Raw genomic sequence first — 16,352 nt, forward strand, 5'->3', positions numbered from 1 at the left:
TTTTATGTCATTTGATAAAGTCGATATTGCGCGCCGTTTTATCGCGCTACCAGTTGCCGCACGCAGTAAATTTTTGCAAGCCCTCGCAGCTAAAGGCATTGATTTTTCTCGTCTTCCTATCGTACCAGCGCCGACGGAGGGTATGTTGCCGCTCTCGTTTGCACAGCAGCGTTTATGGTTTCTCGATCAAATGGAGCCGGGTAACACTGCCTATCATATCCCCGCGATGCTGCGCTTGAACGGACGACTGGATCGGGCGGCATTGCAAGCTAGTCTTAATGCTTTGGTTGCGCGCCATGTGGCCTTGCGGACAACGTTTGGCAACACCGCAGTGGGCGACGCGCAGCCCGAGCAAATAATCCACTCTCCATCAGCAGTCATTATTACGGAGTCAGATTTTTCAGCACTTGCTCCATCGGAGCGGATCGTCGAGACGAATCGCGTAGCTAAAGAAGAGACATTAAGGCCATTTAATTTGACAGCAGGACCGCTATTACGCGTGCGACTGATTCGTCTTTCCGATGGCGAGCATCGTTTGCTATTCATCCAGCATCACATCATTTCCGATGGCTGGTCGGTGGAGTTGTTGCTGCGAGAATTCGCTGTCTGTTACCGCGCCTTTTGCGCGGGAGAAAACCCTGTTTTTCCAACGTTGACGGTGCACTATCCTGACTATGCATTGTGGCAACGGCACTGGCTGGAAGCCGGTGAGCGCGAACGTCAACTGGACTGGTGGCGTGCAACGCTCGGTACCGAGCATCCGGTGCTGACGTTGCCATCCGACCGGCCACGTCCAGCTACGCGTAATTTACACGGCGCACGCCATTCCTTTGCGATAGGCGAGGCGCTGTCGGTCGACTTGCATTTGCTCGCACAGCGCAGTGGCGCGACCCTTTTTATGGTGTTGCTTGCAGCGTTCCAATTGTTGCTGTCGCGTCTGAGTGGTCAGTCTGAGATTCGTGTTGGCGTGTCAACGGCTGGACGTACGCGGCGCGAAATCGAAGGCGTGGTCGGCTTCTTTGTGAATACCCAGGTTTTAGGTACAACAGTCGATGGTGGGCAGCGGTTTGATGATTTTTTGGCGCAGGTAAAGAGCGCCACGCTGGGCGCACAGGCGCATCAGGATTTGCCATTTGATGTGCTGGTGGATGCATTGAAGGTAGAGCGCAGTCTGAGCCACAATCCTTTGGTGCAGGTGAAATTTACCCAGCAGATTGCGTTGCCAGAGGCCATCGCCTTGCCGGAATTGATGGTGCAATTGCTGCCGTTACCGGATCATGCGGCGCGTTTTGATCTGTCGCTGGATGTGACGGATGGCGTGCAAGGCGTTGAGGCGACATTCAGCTACGCGACCGATATGTTTGATGCGGCACGCGTGCTTGGCTTTGCTGACGCCTACGTCCATTTGTTGAGCGAGATCGTCGCCACGCCAGCATCTCATTTGGCGACGCTGGGATTGCCGACCGATGCAGCCGATTTTTCTTTACAAGGCGAGCGGCTCGATACACAAGATTTTAATATTATGGATGCGTGGGCGCACAGCGTAGCGGTTAACCCGGATGCACGGGCTTTGCAATATCAGGTTCAACAAAAGATCGGTCAGCAAACAAGCGACCAGCACACAAGCGAAGGCATCAGCTTTTCTGAATTGGATGCAGCGTCTAACCGTCTGGCGCATTATTTGATAAGCCAGATAACGGTCCATGGAGCCGAGTTGCGCGTGGCAGTATGCGCAGCGCGCTCACCTGAACTGGTACTCGGTTTGCTGGCGGTATTGAAGGCCGGTGGGGCGTACCTCCCCATTGATCCGACTTTGCCAACCGAACGGATCGCCTTTTTGCTGGCAGACGCCGGCGTGCAGTGCGTGCTGGGTGATATCGACGGTGCTATTGCCGCGGGCGCAACTGGGGCGAGTGTCATTTCTCTCAGCGCCGACGCGGTATGGTCGACATTTGATGCGACGCCATTAACCTATCGTCCAGACCCGCTTGCCGCTGCTTATTTGATCTATACCTCCGGTTCTACCGGTCGTCCGAAAGGCGTCATAGTTACCCACGGTGCGTTGGCCGATTACGTGTGCGGGATGCTTTCTCGTTTAACGTTGTTGCTGGGGGAAAGCATGGCGATGATATCGACGGTCGCTGCCGATCTTGGTCATACCGTGCTGTTTGGCGCACTGTGTTCAGGACGATTGTTGCATCTGATTTCAACGGATTGTGTGGCCGATCCCGACCGCTTTGCCGCTTACATGGCTACGCATCAGGTTGGCGTGTTAAAGATTGTGCCGGGTCATCTGCAAGGCCTGTTGCAAGCGGCTACATCAGCTGATGTTTTGCCACGCCATGCGCTGATTCTGGGTGGCGAAGCGTTGTCCTGGAGTTTATGCGAGACGGTGCATCGATTGCAGCCGACTTGCCGCGTGATTAATCATTATGGTCCGACTGAAACGACTGTTGGTATTCTGACGCAAGAAGTGTCATTCGAACAGGCGGCCACACCGGCGGCGTCCATCAATGTCCCCATCGGCGTTCCGTTGCCAAATGCCGAGGCTTTGGTGCTCGACGTTAATCTTAGTCCTGTTCCGTTGGGTTCAGTCGGTGAACTTTATCTCGGTGGCGCAGGACTGGCGCGTGGTTATCTGGGTCGTGCTGACTTAACCGCAGAACGCTTTGTGCCGCATCCATTCGCCGATGGCGCACGGCTTTATCGATCCGGTGACCGGGTCCGTTTATTGGCAAGCGGTGTAGTTGAGTTTCTTGGTCGGGCCGATGATCAGGTCAAAATTCGTGGCTATCGGATTGAGCTGTCGGAAGTCGCAGAGGCGTTGCGCTCACTGCCAGATGTCGCTGCTGCCGAAGTGATTATCACGGCGATTAACGATGACGAAAGTCGGCATCAGTTGATTGGCTATCTGGTGGTCGATGAAGGCAAGGTGCTGGATATTGTTGCAATCAGAAATCTACTGGCACAACGTCTTCCGGACTACATGGTTCCGGCGCATCTGGTCATATTGGAGCGCATGCCGTTGACGGCTAACGGTAAGTTTGATCGCAAAGCGCTACCGAAAATAGGCCTTGTGCGGAGTTCGGAAACGTCAGTCATGTCCACAGCGGAAAGCGCGCTGGCAGCAATTTGGAAAGCGGTATTAAACATTGATGAAGTCGGGCTGAATGATAACTTTTTTGCGCTTGGCGGCGATTCGATTCTGAGCTTGCAGATCATCGCTCGCGCACGAAAGCAAGGCATACGGTTAACCCCTAAGCAGCTATTCGAACATCAGACAATCGGAAGACTCGCTGCGCAGATACAGTTGTCAGCGCCGCCACCGCCGTCACCATTGATGAGTGATAACGAGCAAGCCCTGATTGCTATCTGGAAGACAGTTCTTGGGATTGATCAGGTGCGACTGGATGATAATTTCTTCGCGCTGGGCGGCGATTCTATCCTCAGTTTGCAGATCATTGCAAGGGCGCGAAAACAGGGCCTGAAATTGACACCGAAGCAGTTGTTTGCAAATCAAACTGTGGCGACGTTGGCACGCGCAGCTGTGCCGCTGGTGGCGATCGCTGCGGCGCCTGTGTCCCTGGGTGAGGCCGCGCCAGTTGCGGGTCGAAGTTTGCTGCTGACGCCGGTACAAGAACATTTTTTCACACTGAACATCGCAAACGCCAATCACTGGAATCAGGCGCTACGTTTTAATGTGAGTGAAGTGCTCAATCCAAATCTGTTTAATCAGGCGTTAAAATCGGTCCTTGCGCTGCATGCTTCCTTGCGTTGTGCCTATGAACGCACGGTAGATGGTAAATGGCGCGCAAAATTAGTATCGGATGGTGTGATGGATGACGCGCTATGGTTGCGTCATTTTACCGATGACGCGCAGCTTGAATCTCTCTGCGATCAAGTCAATAAGAGTCTGGATATCCATGCCGGACAACTGTTTCGGTCGATGCTTGCCGAGCATTCCGACGGTACACAAACAGTGTTTATGGCGATTCATCACTTGGCTGTGGATGGCGTGTCCTGGCGTATTCTGCTGGAAGATATTAATGTCGCTTACCGACAACTGGTTGCCGGTGAGTCGGTTCGACTGACTCCGCCGGAAACCTCCGGCGCCGAATGGGCCGAGCGCCTGACCGATTATGCGCAGGGTAAAGAATTGGCGGCCGAGTTGCCCTACTGGCTGGCGCTGGTCGATTGTTCTGGTATTGCATTGCCGCAAGATAAGGTCAATGGCGCAAGCCGCGTGGCCGATGGCGCGCAGAGCGTGGTGACACTTAACCGCGAACTGACGCGCAAGCTATTAAAGGATGCGCCAGCCGCTTATCGGACACAGGTGAATGATCTTTTATTGACCGCGCTTGGTCGGGTGTTGTGTCGCTTTACCGGCGCGCCCGAGGTGTTAGTTGAGCTGGAAGGGCATGGGCGTGAAGCGCTATTTGATGACGTGGATTTGTCGCGGTCTGTGGGATGGTTTTCTAGTCACTTTCCGGTGCGCTTGATGGCAGAAGGGGATACTGACGTAGCGATTCGTTCGGTCAAAGAAACTTTGCGCAATGTGCCAAATAAAGGAATCGGTTTTGGACTGCTAAAAAGCCTGTCAAGCCCCGACGACCGCGCACAGATCGCGGCACTGCCAAAGCCGCGTGTCACCTTCAATTATCTTGGACAGTTTGACTCCGGCGCTGTGCAAGACGCGCTGCTTCGGCCGGTATTTGGCAAATCGGGAATGGAGCGCGACGGTAGTGGGCCCTTAACCAACTGGCTGGCAATTCATGGACAGGTTTCGGATGGTGAACTGGCTCTTACGTGGGTCTTCAGCCGAGAGATGTTCGATGCCGCGACGATTGATCGTTTAGCCGAGGATTATCGCGTCGAACTGATTGCATTGATTGAACACTGTTGCCTGCCAGCATCGGGCGGTATCACGGTGTCTGACTTTCCGTTAGCTGCTTTGACACCGAGCGAGTTGAAACACCTTCCCGGATTAGCGCGAGAAATCGACGACATTTATCCGGCGACACCGTTGCAACAAGGGCTGTTATTCCACGCATTGTTAGCCCCGGAAGAATTGGCTTACGTGAATCAGTTATCCATGACCCTGACGGATCCAGATGCTGACCGACTGGCCGCGGCGTGGCAGTCGGCGGTAGATAACCACGCTATTTTACGAACGGGATTCTGGCATGATGGTATTGAGAAGCCGCAACAGGTAGTGCACCGCACCGCGCGTTTGGTGATGGATCGCTATGACTGGCGAACAGATAACGCGGATCAAAAGGCGGCGCTGGCCGGTTTAAGCGAGCGCGAGCGTCAGCAACCGTTCGATCTGGCGCGTCCTCCGCTGATGCGACTGGCCTTGGTGCGGTTGACCGACAGCCAGTATCGGTTAATCTGGACCCGCCACCATTTATTGCTGGATGGTTGGAGTACAGCGCAATTATGGGCAGAAGTGGTGCGTCACTACGCTGGTTCGCCAGTACAAGGCGCAGGGCGATCCAACTATCGGGATTATATCGCTTACTTAGCGGGACAAGATATCGCCGCCACCCGCGAGTTTTGGCAAAGCCGTTTTGTTACGCTCGATGAGCCGACGCGTTTGGCTGGCGCTTTTTCTGCTAAAGCTTCTGGCCTCGGTTACGGCACGTTATCACTTGATTGGAGCGCTACCGATACCACACGTTTACAACAGTTTGCACGTGAAACCCGGATTACATTTAATACGCTCATTCAAGGCGCGTGGAGTTTGTTGCTGCAACGTTACACCGGTAAGTCTACGGTCGCTTTTGGCGTAACTGTCGCCGGTCGTCCGGCTGAATTGGTTGATGTAGATCGGGTCCTTGGTTTGTTCATTAATACGCTGCCGTTGGTTGTTACGCCGTCCGCAGCCGTATCGGTGGAGGATTGGTTAGCTGCTTTACAGGCCGATAATCTGGTGATGCGTGAACATCAGCACACGCCTTTGTTTGACATTCAGCGATGGGCGGGATGGGCGGGACAAGCATTGTTCGATAGTCTGATCGTGTTCGAGAACTATCCCGTAGCGCGAGAGTGGACCGAGCAGGATGTTAATTCACGTTTTCCTTCGTTACGCTTTAGTGATTTGGTGAATGTCGAATCAACCAGCTATCCGCTCACCTTAGTGGTCAATAATGCGCAAACGCTGTCGGTCGAATATGGTTTTGATCGCACGATGTTTGGAGAGAATGAGATACGTCAGTTACATGCGCACTTTGTCGTGCTGCTGGATAATTTGATGCAAGATGCCAAGCGGCCTTTGGGCAGAGTGACCATGCCAACTTATGCCGAGCACAAACAATTAGTCGCATGGAATGCAACTGATACAGAATACGTTGACGCAACGCCGGTGCATCGTTTGTTCGAACAGCAGGCTGCATTGCAACCGGCGGCTATCGCGTTATTGTTTGGCGATGCAACGATGGATTATCGTGCGCTGGATCAACGGGCCAATCAACTGGCGCATCGATTAATTAGCTTGGGTGTGCGACCAGATGATCGCGTTGCCGTTTGCCTTGAGCGCTCGTTTGGATTGGTTGTTGCATTACTGGCGGTGCTGAAAGCGGGTGCGGCGTACGTGCCGATTGATCCGGATTATCCGGCTGAGCGGCGTACATATATGTTGGAGGATGCCGCGCCGACTTTGGTATTGACCCAGCATCAATGGAGCGAGGCACAAAGTGATGCCGAAGTTGCGATTATCGATGTACCGCAAATTGCGCAGACTGCTGCTCACCTGTTTTATGTCGATGTCGAGGATGTGTCGAACGAGCCGACCCACCGACCCGATGTGGACGTGCATGCAGAGCAACTGGCTTACCTGATTTATACTTCAGGATCGACCGGACAGCCCAAGGGGGTGGGCAACAGTCATGGCGCTTTGTGCAATCGTTTATCGTGGATGCAGGACTCCTATGGTTTGAATGCTACCGATACAGTGTTGCAAAAGACGCCTTTTAGCTTTGACGTATCAGTATGGGAATTTTTTTGGCCGCTCATGACCGGTGCGCGTCTTGCTATCGCGGCCCCGGGCGAACATCGCGATCCGGCTAAGCTGGTTGCGCGGATTGCGCAACATGCCGTCACGACCTTACATTTTGTGCCGTCGATGCTACAAGCTTTTGTGACGCACATTGCGCTGGAGAGTGGGCCGGTGTGTGTGTCGAACTGTGCGACTCTGCGGCGTATCGTTGCTAGTGGCGAAGCGCTATCGGCTGAACTGGCTGTGCGCACGCAAGAATATTTGCCGCACGCAACGTTGGTTAACTTGTATGGTCCAACCGAGGCATCCATCGATGTCACGCATCATCTTTGTGTGAGCGAACACGGTGCATCGGTCCCCATTGGACGTCCTATCGCGAATACGCAAATTCATATTCTGGATGATGCACTTAACCCGCTGCCGCCCGGTGTTGCTGGAGAACTCTATATCGGTGGCGTTGGATTGGCGCGCGGTTATCACGCACGTCCTGCGCTCACGGCAGAGCGTTTTGTACCAGATCCTTTTCGAATTGGTGCGCGCCTGTATCGGTCCGGCGACCTTGCGCGTTGGCGGGATGATGGGGTAATCGAGTATCTCGGTCGACTTGACCATCAGGTGAAGTTGCGGGGTTTGCGGATTGAATTGGGCGAAATTGAGGCGCTGTTGTTAATGCATTCTTCTGTGGCAGAAGCGGTAGTGGTGGCGCATGGCGGTGAGCAGTTGATTGGGTATGTCGTACGCTATGATGGCGTGCTCCCTGAGGAAGTAGTGTCGATCGCGCTTCTGGAATATCTGGGACAGCATCTGCCTGCATTTATGGTGCCAGCACAACTGGTGACGCTGGCAAAGATGCCGCTGACACCAAACGGTAAGTTAGACCGTAAAGCGCTACCGGATCCGATCTGGCAGAGTGTTGATGACGAAGCGCCGATCTCTGAAATCGAGCAACACATCGCCGCGATCTGGCGTGATGTGTTGGGTGTTAAGGCAATCGGGCGAGCTGATAATTTCTTTGGTCTGGGTGGACATTCGTTGTTGGCGACGCAAGTGATATCACGACTCAAGGCAGAGCTTCAGGTCAGCGTGCCGTTACGTCGCGTATTCGAAGCCGCGACACTGGCGGGTTTTGCCGAGGTGGTAGATCAGGCTCGGAATGGTGCATTGAATGATAGCAAGCTGGATGCGCTGGATGCACTGTTTGGCGAAATGGAGGGACTATGAATCAGGACCGCTTGCTGGCACTTGCACACCGGTTCGCTGATCTCGCCCCGGCGCAGCGCTCGGTATTTTTGCAGCGGTTAGCGGATCAGAATATTGACTTTAGTCTGTTGCCAATTCCGCCCCGTAGCCAGGCCGAAGCGGGCATCGCTTTACCGGCGTCTTTCGCACAGTCGCGGTTGTGGTTTTTGTGGCAAATGGACCCTGAAAGTCCGGCTTATAATATGGCTGGACGGCTTCGACTTGTCGGCGAATTAAACGTGGAGGCGCTGACCGCCAGCGTGCAGTCCTTACTGGCGCGGCATGAGGGATTGCGCACCACGTTTCTAGCTGGATCTGACGGTGCAGCGCTACAAAAGGTGCATCCGATAGTGTCGCTGGAACTGCGCTATGTCGATTTGCAGCATTTGTCTGATGCGGAGCGGGAAAGCGCAGCCAAGGCTGAGGCCTTGCGTCCGTTTGATCTGGCAAGCGGGCCACTCTTGCGCGTGATGCTGATTCGATGCAATAGCAACACCCACTGTTTATTACTGACGGTTCACCATATTGTTTCCGATGGCTGGTCTGCTGAAGTGATGTTGCGTGAATTGGCTGAAGGCTATCGGCTTAATGTCAGTGTTGATTTTGACGTTGCTGTTGCAATAGCTTTACCCGAGAAATTATTCATTCAATATCCCGATTTTGCACTCTGGCAGCGGCGCTGGCTGGAAGCGGGAGAAGCCGAGCGTCAGCGTAATTGGTGGCGTAAGACTTTGGGAGATGATCATCCGGTGCTGGCTTTGCCAACAGATCGGCAACGTCCGGCAATCCCGTCGTCACAAGGTGCGCGCCAATTTTTTACGTTAACACCGCAGGTAACAGAGCAGTTACGGACGCTCGCCCGAGGGCAGGGTGTAACGTTATTCATGGTATTGCTTGCAAGCTTTAAAGCGCTTTTGTACCGCTATAGTGGGCAGGATGATATCCGCGTTGGCGTACCCGCTGCTGGACGAAACCGGATTGAAACCGAGGGATTGATTGGGTTTTTTATTAACACTTTAGTGGTGCGGTCTCGTCCATCGGGACAAAAAACGTTTGCGGAGTTGCTGTTGGAACTGAAGGACGCATTGCTGGGTGCTGAGGCGCATCAGGATTTGCCATTCGAGCAATTGGTCGAAGCGCTGCAGGATGTGCGTAGTACAAGCCATCATCCGTTATTCCAGGTAATGGCGAATCACCAGACTCGTGGTGCAACGCCGCAGTGGGATGGCTTGGTTGTCGATGAGGTGTCGGAAGGTAATCCAGTTGCCAAATTTGACCTAACGTTGACAACCGAGGAAAGCGCAGATGGCGTGTTAAGCGGTGCGTTCGTGTATGCGGCAGAGTTGTTTTTGCCGTCAACGATTACCCGATTGACCGGCCATTATTTGGGCTTGCTCGAGCAAGTCGCCCAAAGTCCGAGTATTACCCTTAATCAATTGGCATTGTTAAGCGATGCAGAACAAGCGCAAATTACGCGCTGGAATGCGGCAGCAGATCAAACAGTTGAAAAACTATTTGTGCCCATCCATACGGCGTTGACTGCGCAAGCCGAGATGTACGGAGACCGCATTGCCCTATGCCATGGCGTAACGACTGTGAGTTGTGATGAATTGAATGTTCGCTCAAATAGGCTGTCGCATCGTCTGATCGCCAGCGGGGTTAAAGCCGAAGTGCGGGTCGGTGTCAGCATCGAACGTTCTGCCGAGATGATCATCGCGTTGCTGGCGATTCTCAAAGCCGGTGGCGCGTTTGTGCCGCTTGATCCGCGTTATCCGGCTGCACGTTTGTCCTACATGCTCAGTGATGCTGGTGTGCAACATCTGGTCACGCAGCGCGGATTATCGACTGTAGCAATCACGCCCGACTCGATGACCACCTTGTACGTGGAGGACGTGCAAAATGAGGATTCCACGGAATATGATCATCCGCCCGCCGTGGTCATTCATCCGTCGCAAAGCGCCTATTTAATTTATACCTCCGGTTCGACCGGTCAACCGAAAGGGGTCACTGTCGAACACGGACCGCTGGCACGGCATTGTCAGGCCATCGGTGAACGTTATCAGATGAGTGTCGAAGATCGGGTCTTGCATTTTGCCTCGATCAACTTTGATCTGGCGCATGAGTACTGGCTGATGCCGTTACTGTTTGGCGCACGCCTGGTGATTACCGACAACGTGTTATGGAGTCCGGCTGAGACCTGCGCACAACTGGCGCATCACGGCGTGACCGTGGCTGCGTTTCCACCGAGTTATCTGGTGCAACTGGCCGAAGCGGCGCAAGCACGTCAGGATAAGCTGGCTTTGCGGGTACTTGCCTTTGGCGGTGAAGCGCTCTCGCGTGAACACTTCGAACTGGTGCGCACCGTGTTTGCCCCTGCGACCCTGATCAATGGCTACGGTCCGACCGAAACCGTGATTTCGCCGATGCTCTGGATCACGCAACCGGATACCGATCCTGCCGAATGGCAACATAACGCCTATCTACCGATAGGCACGCCGGTCGGTGCACGCTCGGCGTATGTGCTGGATGCCGCGCTCAATGCGCTGCCGGTCGGTGTCGCAGGCGAACTCTATCTGGGCGGCGCGGAACTGGCGCGTGGGTATCACGCGCGCGCAGGGATGACCGCCGAGCGGTTTATCCCTGATCCATTCTGCGCTGGCGGTCGACTGTATCGTACCGGCGACCGCGCCCGTTGGCGCAGCGACGGCAGTGTGGATTATTTGGGGCGATTGGATCATCAGGTTAAATTGCGTGGTGTGCGCATCGAACCGGGCGAAATTGAGGCGCAATTGCTAGCATGTTTGGGTGTGCGGGAAGCGGCGGTATTGGTCCACGGCGACGGGGGCGATGGGCAACTGGTGGCTTATCTGGTGGCGGAAGAAAGCGGTGCACCATTGGATCGGACGTTACTGAAATCTCAGCTTCAGCAACGTTTGCCGGATTACATGGTACCGGCCCAATTCATGCTGCTGGACCGCTTGCCGGTGACGGCCAACGGCAAGCTGGATCGTCGCGCGTTACCTGCGCCAACGTGGAAAGGTCGCGCTTATCGTGCGCCGGAAAGCGTTGTTGAGATCAGTCTGGGCGCGATCTGGGCCGAGGTATTAAAACTGGATCGCGTCGGCCTTGATGATCATTTCTTTGAACTGGGCGGGCATTCATTGTTGGCGACTCAGATGTGCGCGCGCATTCAGCGTCGGCTGGGTTTGGTCGTGCCGCTCAGATACCTTTTTCAAACGCCAGTCTTAAGCGAATTTTCAGCGCGTGTAGCGACCGAATGCAGAAGTGCCGAGTTAGCGCTGATACCCAAGCGTCCTCCCGAAGCGTCGGTGCCTTTATCATTTGCGCAGCAAGGGTTGTGGTTGCTCTGGCTTGCTGATCCAGAAGATGCGGGCTACAACATTTATAGTGCGCTGCGATTCCGTGGTGCGCTTGACTACGATACATTGCAGGCCAGTTTTGATGCATTAGTCGCACGCCATGTGGTGCTACGGACCACGTTCATGCAAGGAAAAAATGATTCTGTGTTGCAGCGGATTCATCCGCCTGCGCCGGTTCAGATGACGCTGGTTGATCTCTCGCATTGGGCAGATGCTGAGCGCGAGACAGAAGCACAGCGGTTAGCTGAAGTCGAATCTTTGCGGCCATTTCATTTAGAAAATGGACCACTATTGCGAGTGCAATTAATACAGATGGCGGCGGCTGATCATATCTTGCTGTTGTCGATCCATCACATTGTTGCTGACGGTTGGTCGATAGGGTTAATTTTCAATGAGTTGATGGCGCTTTATCGTGGTTTTCATGATCACCAAAGCATCGCACTGCCGCCAATGAAACTTGATTATGCTGACTACGCTTTTTGGCAACGGCTGCCAACCGTCGCCAATTCCGACGCTGCGACACGGGATGCGACTGACCGCGCTTATTGGCGGCAACAACTCAATGCTATAAAGCCGCTTAACTTACCACGCCCACAAAAGAGGGTGCAATTGCCCGGGATGCGTGGCGAGCAGCTTTTATTTACGTTGGAATCTAATCTGATTAGCCGTGCACGCGATGTGGCGCAACGCAACGGTGCGACTTTGTCGATGCTGTTACAGGCGACATTTCATGCCTTGTTATATCGGCATACCGGTCAGGCAGATCATTGCATCGGTATTCTTGCAGCCAATCGTGATCGTATCGACATTGAGCCGGTAGTCGGCCTGTTTCTTAACGCTCTGACGCTGCGCGCACAAATTGATCCGAAGCTCGGGTTTTCTAGCTTATTGGGCGCAGTGAAAGAAACACATTTAGCGGCACAAATGCACGTTGGTCTGCCTTTTTCCTCATTGGTAGAAGACTTATCGCCAGTTCGGGAGGCCGGTAGAAATCCATTATTTCAGGTTCTTTACAATTTTCTACGTCCTGATTTTGAGAGTCTTTCCGGTTTGCCGGGAATGCAGATTGATGACTTTCCCGTACCACGGCGGACGGTGGTTTTTGATCTCGAATTGGATGTCGTCGAGGATGTGCATGGCGCAGTGTGTGGGGCTTTTTCGTACGCAGTTGAACGGATCGATGCAACGTTTGTAACAGCGCTGCGGGATGATTATTCCACTTTGCTTGCCGCGCTGCTGGATGCGCCCGACTTGCCAATTGCCGGGATCGTAAAGCCCATCATGAATCCTGCGAACGGTCAAAAAATCACCCCCGTTATTGATGTCTCCATAGCGCCTATCGTTCTGCCTTTGTATCCCGAATGGGAATCCATATTGACACAAGTGTGGATTGAAACGCTGGGTGTCGCCGCAGTCGCGCGAGATGATAATTTTTTTGCTTTGGGGGGAAGTTCATTGCTTTGCCTCACAGTGTTGGCGCAATCAAATCGGTTTGGACTTGGACTTGGACTTAGTCTTGCCGATTTATTTCTTCATCAGACGATTGCACAACTTGCAGCGGCAAAGGGAGCATCGCTTCCGTGTGCTACCAAACCGCACACTCGCACTATTGTGCCGCGCCAAACATCTAAGGAAATGTCTTGAACAAAAACAACGCAACCATACCCCGCACTGCTGACTGTTTCGACATTGTTTTGAATGATGGGCCGCGTGTGAAAGTCTTACTTGACGGACAGGCGCTTGAAGTATGGCTTGACGATGCGCCTTCGTTGCGACTGTTGCTAGGCGGAACTGACAGTGCCACGCGCAGTGCAATGATTATTGGTTTGAATACCACGGATGCGGTGGGATTGCGGCTGGCAATACTTGGTGCGTTAAATTTTCTGTTCGCGACAGATGTAATGGTTGACACATTGAAGCTGAATTTCTCGGATTATCAGCAAGCCTTGCCGTCGCTGTTGAGAAGTGGTCTTGCCGTCGTTGATCTCAACGGGCAGGTTTTGTTCACACGAGACGCGTTTGTTCAGCAGCCGGATTTATGGCTTCAAGTTGAATCCAGTGCGGCGTATCCACTTGCTTATGTGATCAGCAACGGCAAACGTCATCCACGCCGTCCACCGAACAATCCAAAAACGGTTTATCGACGCTTTATTCCTTGGCTGAATCAATGGCTAACATTGCGTACTTTGGATCTTGATACCGATCTCGATAGTTTTCACGCCTGGATGAATAATCCGCGTGTGGCAAAATTTTGGGAAGAGGATGGTGCAATTGAAAAGCACCGTGCGTTTATCATCAACGCATTGGCTGATCCGCACGTACATCCGCTGATTGGTTGTCTGGACGATAAGCCCTTTGGCTATTTTGAAGTGTATTGGGCAAAAGAGGATCGTATTGCGCCCTTTTATAATGCGACAGATTATGACCGTGGCTTACATATGCTGGTTGGTGAGGAATGGGCGCGTGGTCCGCACTTCATTTCGGCATGGCTGAACTCGCTCGTACATTATGTGATGCTGGACGATCCACGTACGCAATTAATAGTGTGCGAACCCCGCGCCGACAACGTTCGCATGATCGACTATCTACGGCAAACCGGTTTCGCTTTTCATCGTGAGTTCGACTTTCCACATAAACGTGCCGCGTTGTTAATACTTGAACGCGAGGTATTCTCTCAAGGACCGTGGATAACGGACTGACTTGAGGTTGTTCACAGTAAGGCGTTAGCAGAGATTAATAGTAGTTCTGGGCAAGTCTTAGTGGGTGTTGAGATGTGAGGTCAGTAGATCAGGTTAGTGCAAACTGAATCACATCCACTATGAATGCTGTTGCTGTTGCTGTTGCTGTTGCTGTTGCTGTTGCTGTTGCTGTTGAATTTGTTTTTTTTGACCTACCCCGTCATTGGCACTGCCAAGCTTTTCAGCTGTCAGTCGGGAATTGTTGGGAAACATGTTTGAGCCGCAGGCGAGTTGGTTTCTCAACCCGACTGACAACTGAAATGCTTGGGGACCCGACCAAAGGGAGGGCAGCGCCTCTGCGGTCGCCTTCTTTTTGGTTACTTTTACTTGGCGAAGCAAGAAAAAGTGACTGGCTGTCGGGCCACCCCCGACCAGCATCCACGGAGCACTAACCGTTCCAGATATTGATGAACCGAACCGCAGAAATAACACCCAACCCAACCTCAATGTGAATGAATCTCACTCTCGTCTATAAATATTTGCATCGTTCGTTCGTCATGTTTGATATCGGCAGGATGTGCGTGGCATAACGTGCGTCTTTCTCCCATTTCCGGCAAGAGGTTGAACATGCGTATTTCTGCTATTGAGCACGACTTTATCGGCGTTGGTTTCGGCCCGTCAAATTTGGCAATTGCAGTCGCCATCGAGGAACAAATACAACACGGTAAGAAGGCTCTGGATTATTGCTGCATTGAGAAAAAGCCTGCGTTTATCTGGCATGGCAGCATGTTGCTGGAAGGCAGTGATATGCAGATATCTTTCCTAAAAGATCTGGCGACATTGCGCGATCCGACCAGTCGTTTTACTTTTATTAACTACTTGCATGAAAAAGGCAGATTGAGGGAATTTATCAACCTCAAGAGTTTTTTCCCGTCGCGTATTGAATATAACGATTACCTCCGCTGGGCGGCAAGTCACTTTGATCATCGGTGCCGTTACGGCGAGGAAGTGGTGGATATTGAACCCGTGAAAGAGGGCGGAAAGGTAACGCGGTTGCAGGTCCATTCGCTGGATGCCAGCGGTCGCGCGCATACGCGGTTGGCGAGAAATGTAGTATTTGGCATTGGCGGCGTACCAAGTATTCCTGAGGCTTTTGATGGTGTGCGCGATGATCGGGTATTTCATGCGGCGTATTATCTTGAGCGAATCGAGGCACTAGTTCAGCGTAACGCCACACCACGCCGAATCGCGGTGATCGGTGGTGGTCAGAGCGGCGCTGAAATATTCATGGATCTGGTGTCGCGCTTTAGCGATGTCGAGGTCACGCTGATCACGCGTGGCAAGGCGTTGATGCCTTCCGATGATAGCCCTTTTGTGAATGAAATTTTCAGTCCGGAATTCACCGATCTTATCTATCACCAGCCGGAGGAGTTACGCCGCGCCACCCTTGAAAAATACCGCAGTACAAATTATTCGGTGGTTGATCTCGATTTAATCGAAAAAATTTACATGTTGCTCTATCAACAGCAGGTAAGCGGCAATAAGCGTCATGCGCTGTTGCCGGGCCGTGATGTGAGCGAGGTGCGCCTCGGTAGTAGTGGCGTCGAGTTAGCCCTATGTAAACGGGATAGCAGCGAGACTGAGCCAATTCAATTTGACGCGGTAGTGATGGCAACAGGATATCGTCGCGACGATCACAAACGGCTTCTCGGCAGCTTGGAAAGCTATATCGATGGATATGACGTGGAGCGTGATTATCGCTTGCGTACCAAGGGTGATTTCTTACCCAAAATTTATCTGCAAGGATGTTGCGAAGATAGCCATGGTCTAAGCGATACCTTGCTGTCGGTACTGGCCGTGCGATCAGTCGAAATTCTGGAATCTCTTCGAGATGATCGGATTCTTTTAAATAAACAGAATAAAAGTATTCAACAAAATACCGGCGGCCAACGTTGCTGCCCGGTCGAAAAGTTAAGTCCGGCATTTCGCGTCGCGATTTAAATCAAGGTTGGGGATTGGGAGATCCTTTTGCTTTGATGCCATGTGGCTTAATTGTTA

The 16,352-nt window shown here is 52.8% G+C and carries 5 protein-coding genes; 4 read left to right on the forward strand and 1 reads right to left on the reverse strand.

The genetic code is table 11. The features are described from left to right. Positions 1-4 precede the first annotated feature (4 nt). Genes RGU75_RS14625 through RGU75_RS14635 form a run of 3 tightly spaced genes read left to right on the forward strand, consistent with a single transcriptional unit; the run spans position 5 to position 14,315 of the window. Complete coding sequence (locus tag RGU75_RS14625; RefSeq protein WP_322237078.1) at positions 5-8,218, forward strand: non-ribosomal peptide synthetase; 8,214 nt, start codon at positions 5-7, stop codon at positions 8,216-8,218. Beyond that, positions 8,215-13,260, forward strand: a complete 5,046-nt coding sequence (locus RGU75_RS14630; protein ID WP_322237079.1) for a non-ribosomal peptide synthetase — start codon at positions 8,215-8,217, stop codon at positions 13,258-13,260. The genes RGU75_RS14625 and RGU75_RS14630 overlap by 4 nt, the downstream gene beginning before the upstream one ends. Next, complete coding sequence (locus RGU75_RS14635; RefSeq protein WP_322237081.1) at positions 13,257-14,315, forward strand: GNAT family N-acetyltransferase; 1,059 nt, start codon at positions 13,257-13,259, stop codon at positions 14,313-14,315. The genes RGU75_RS14630 and RGU75_RS14635 overlap by 4 nt, the downstream gene beginning before the upstream one ends. 117 nt (positions 14,316-14,432) lie before the next feature. On the opposite strand, the gene RGU75_RS14640 is transcribed toward RGU75_RS14635, so the two are convergent. Continuing rightward, entirely contained in the window at positions 14,433-14,567 is a 135-nt protein-coding gene (locus RGU75_RS14640) for a hypothetical protein (protein WP_322237083.1), read from the reverse strand. 354 nt (positions 14,568-14,921) lie between these two features. On the opposite strand from RGU75_RS14640, the gene RGU75_RS14645 reads away from it, so the two are divergent. After that, positions 14,922-16,295 carry a lysine N(6)-hydroxylase/L-ornithine N(5)-oxygenase family protein gene (locus tag RGU75_RS14645; RefSeq protein ID WP_322237084.1) on the forward strand — a complete coding sequence of 458 codons (1,374 nt, stop codon included), beginning with the start codon at positions 14,922-14,924 and terminating at the stop codon, positions 16,293-16,295. Positions 16,296-16,352: the final 57 nt, after the last annotated feature.

Origin of the sequence: Glaciimonas sp. CA11.2, assembly GCF_034314045.1 — a bacterium.
Lineage (GTDB): Bacteria > Pseudomonadota > Gammaproteobacteria > Burkholderiales > Burkholderiaceae_D > Glaciimonas.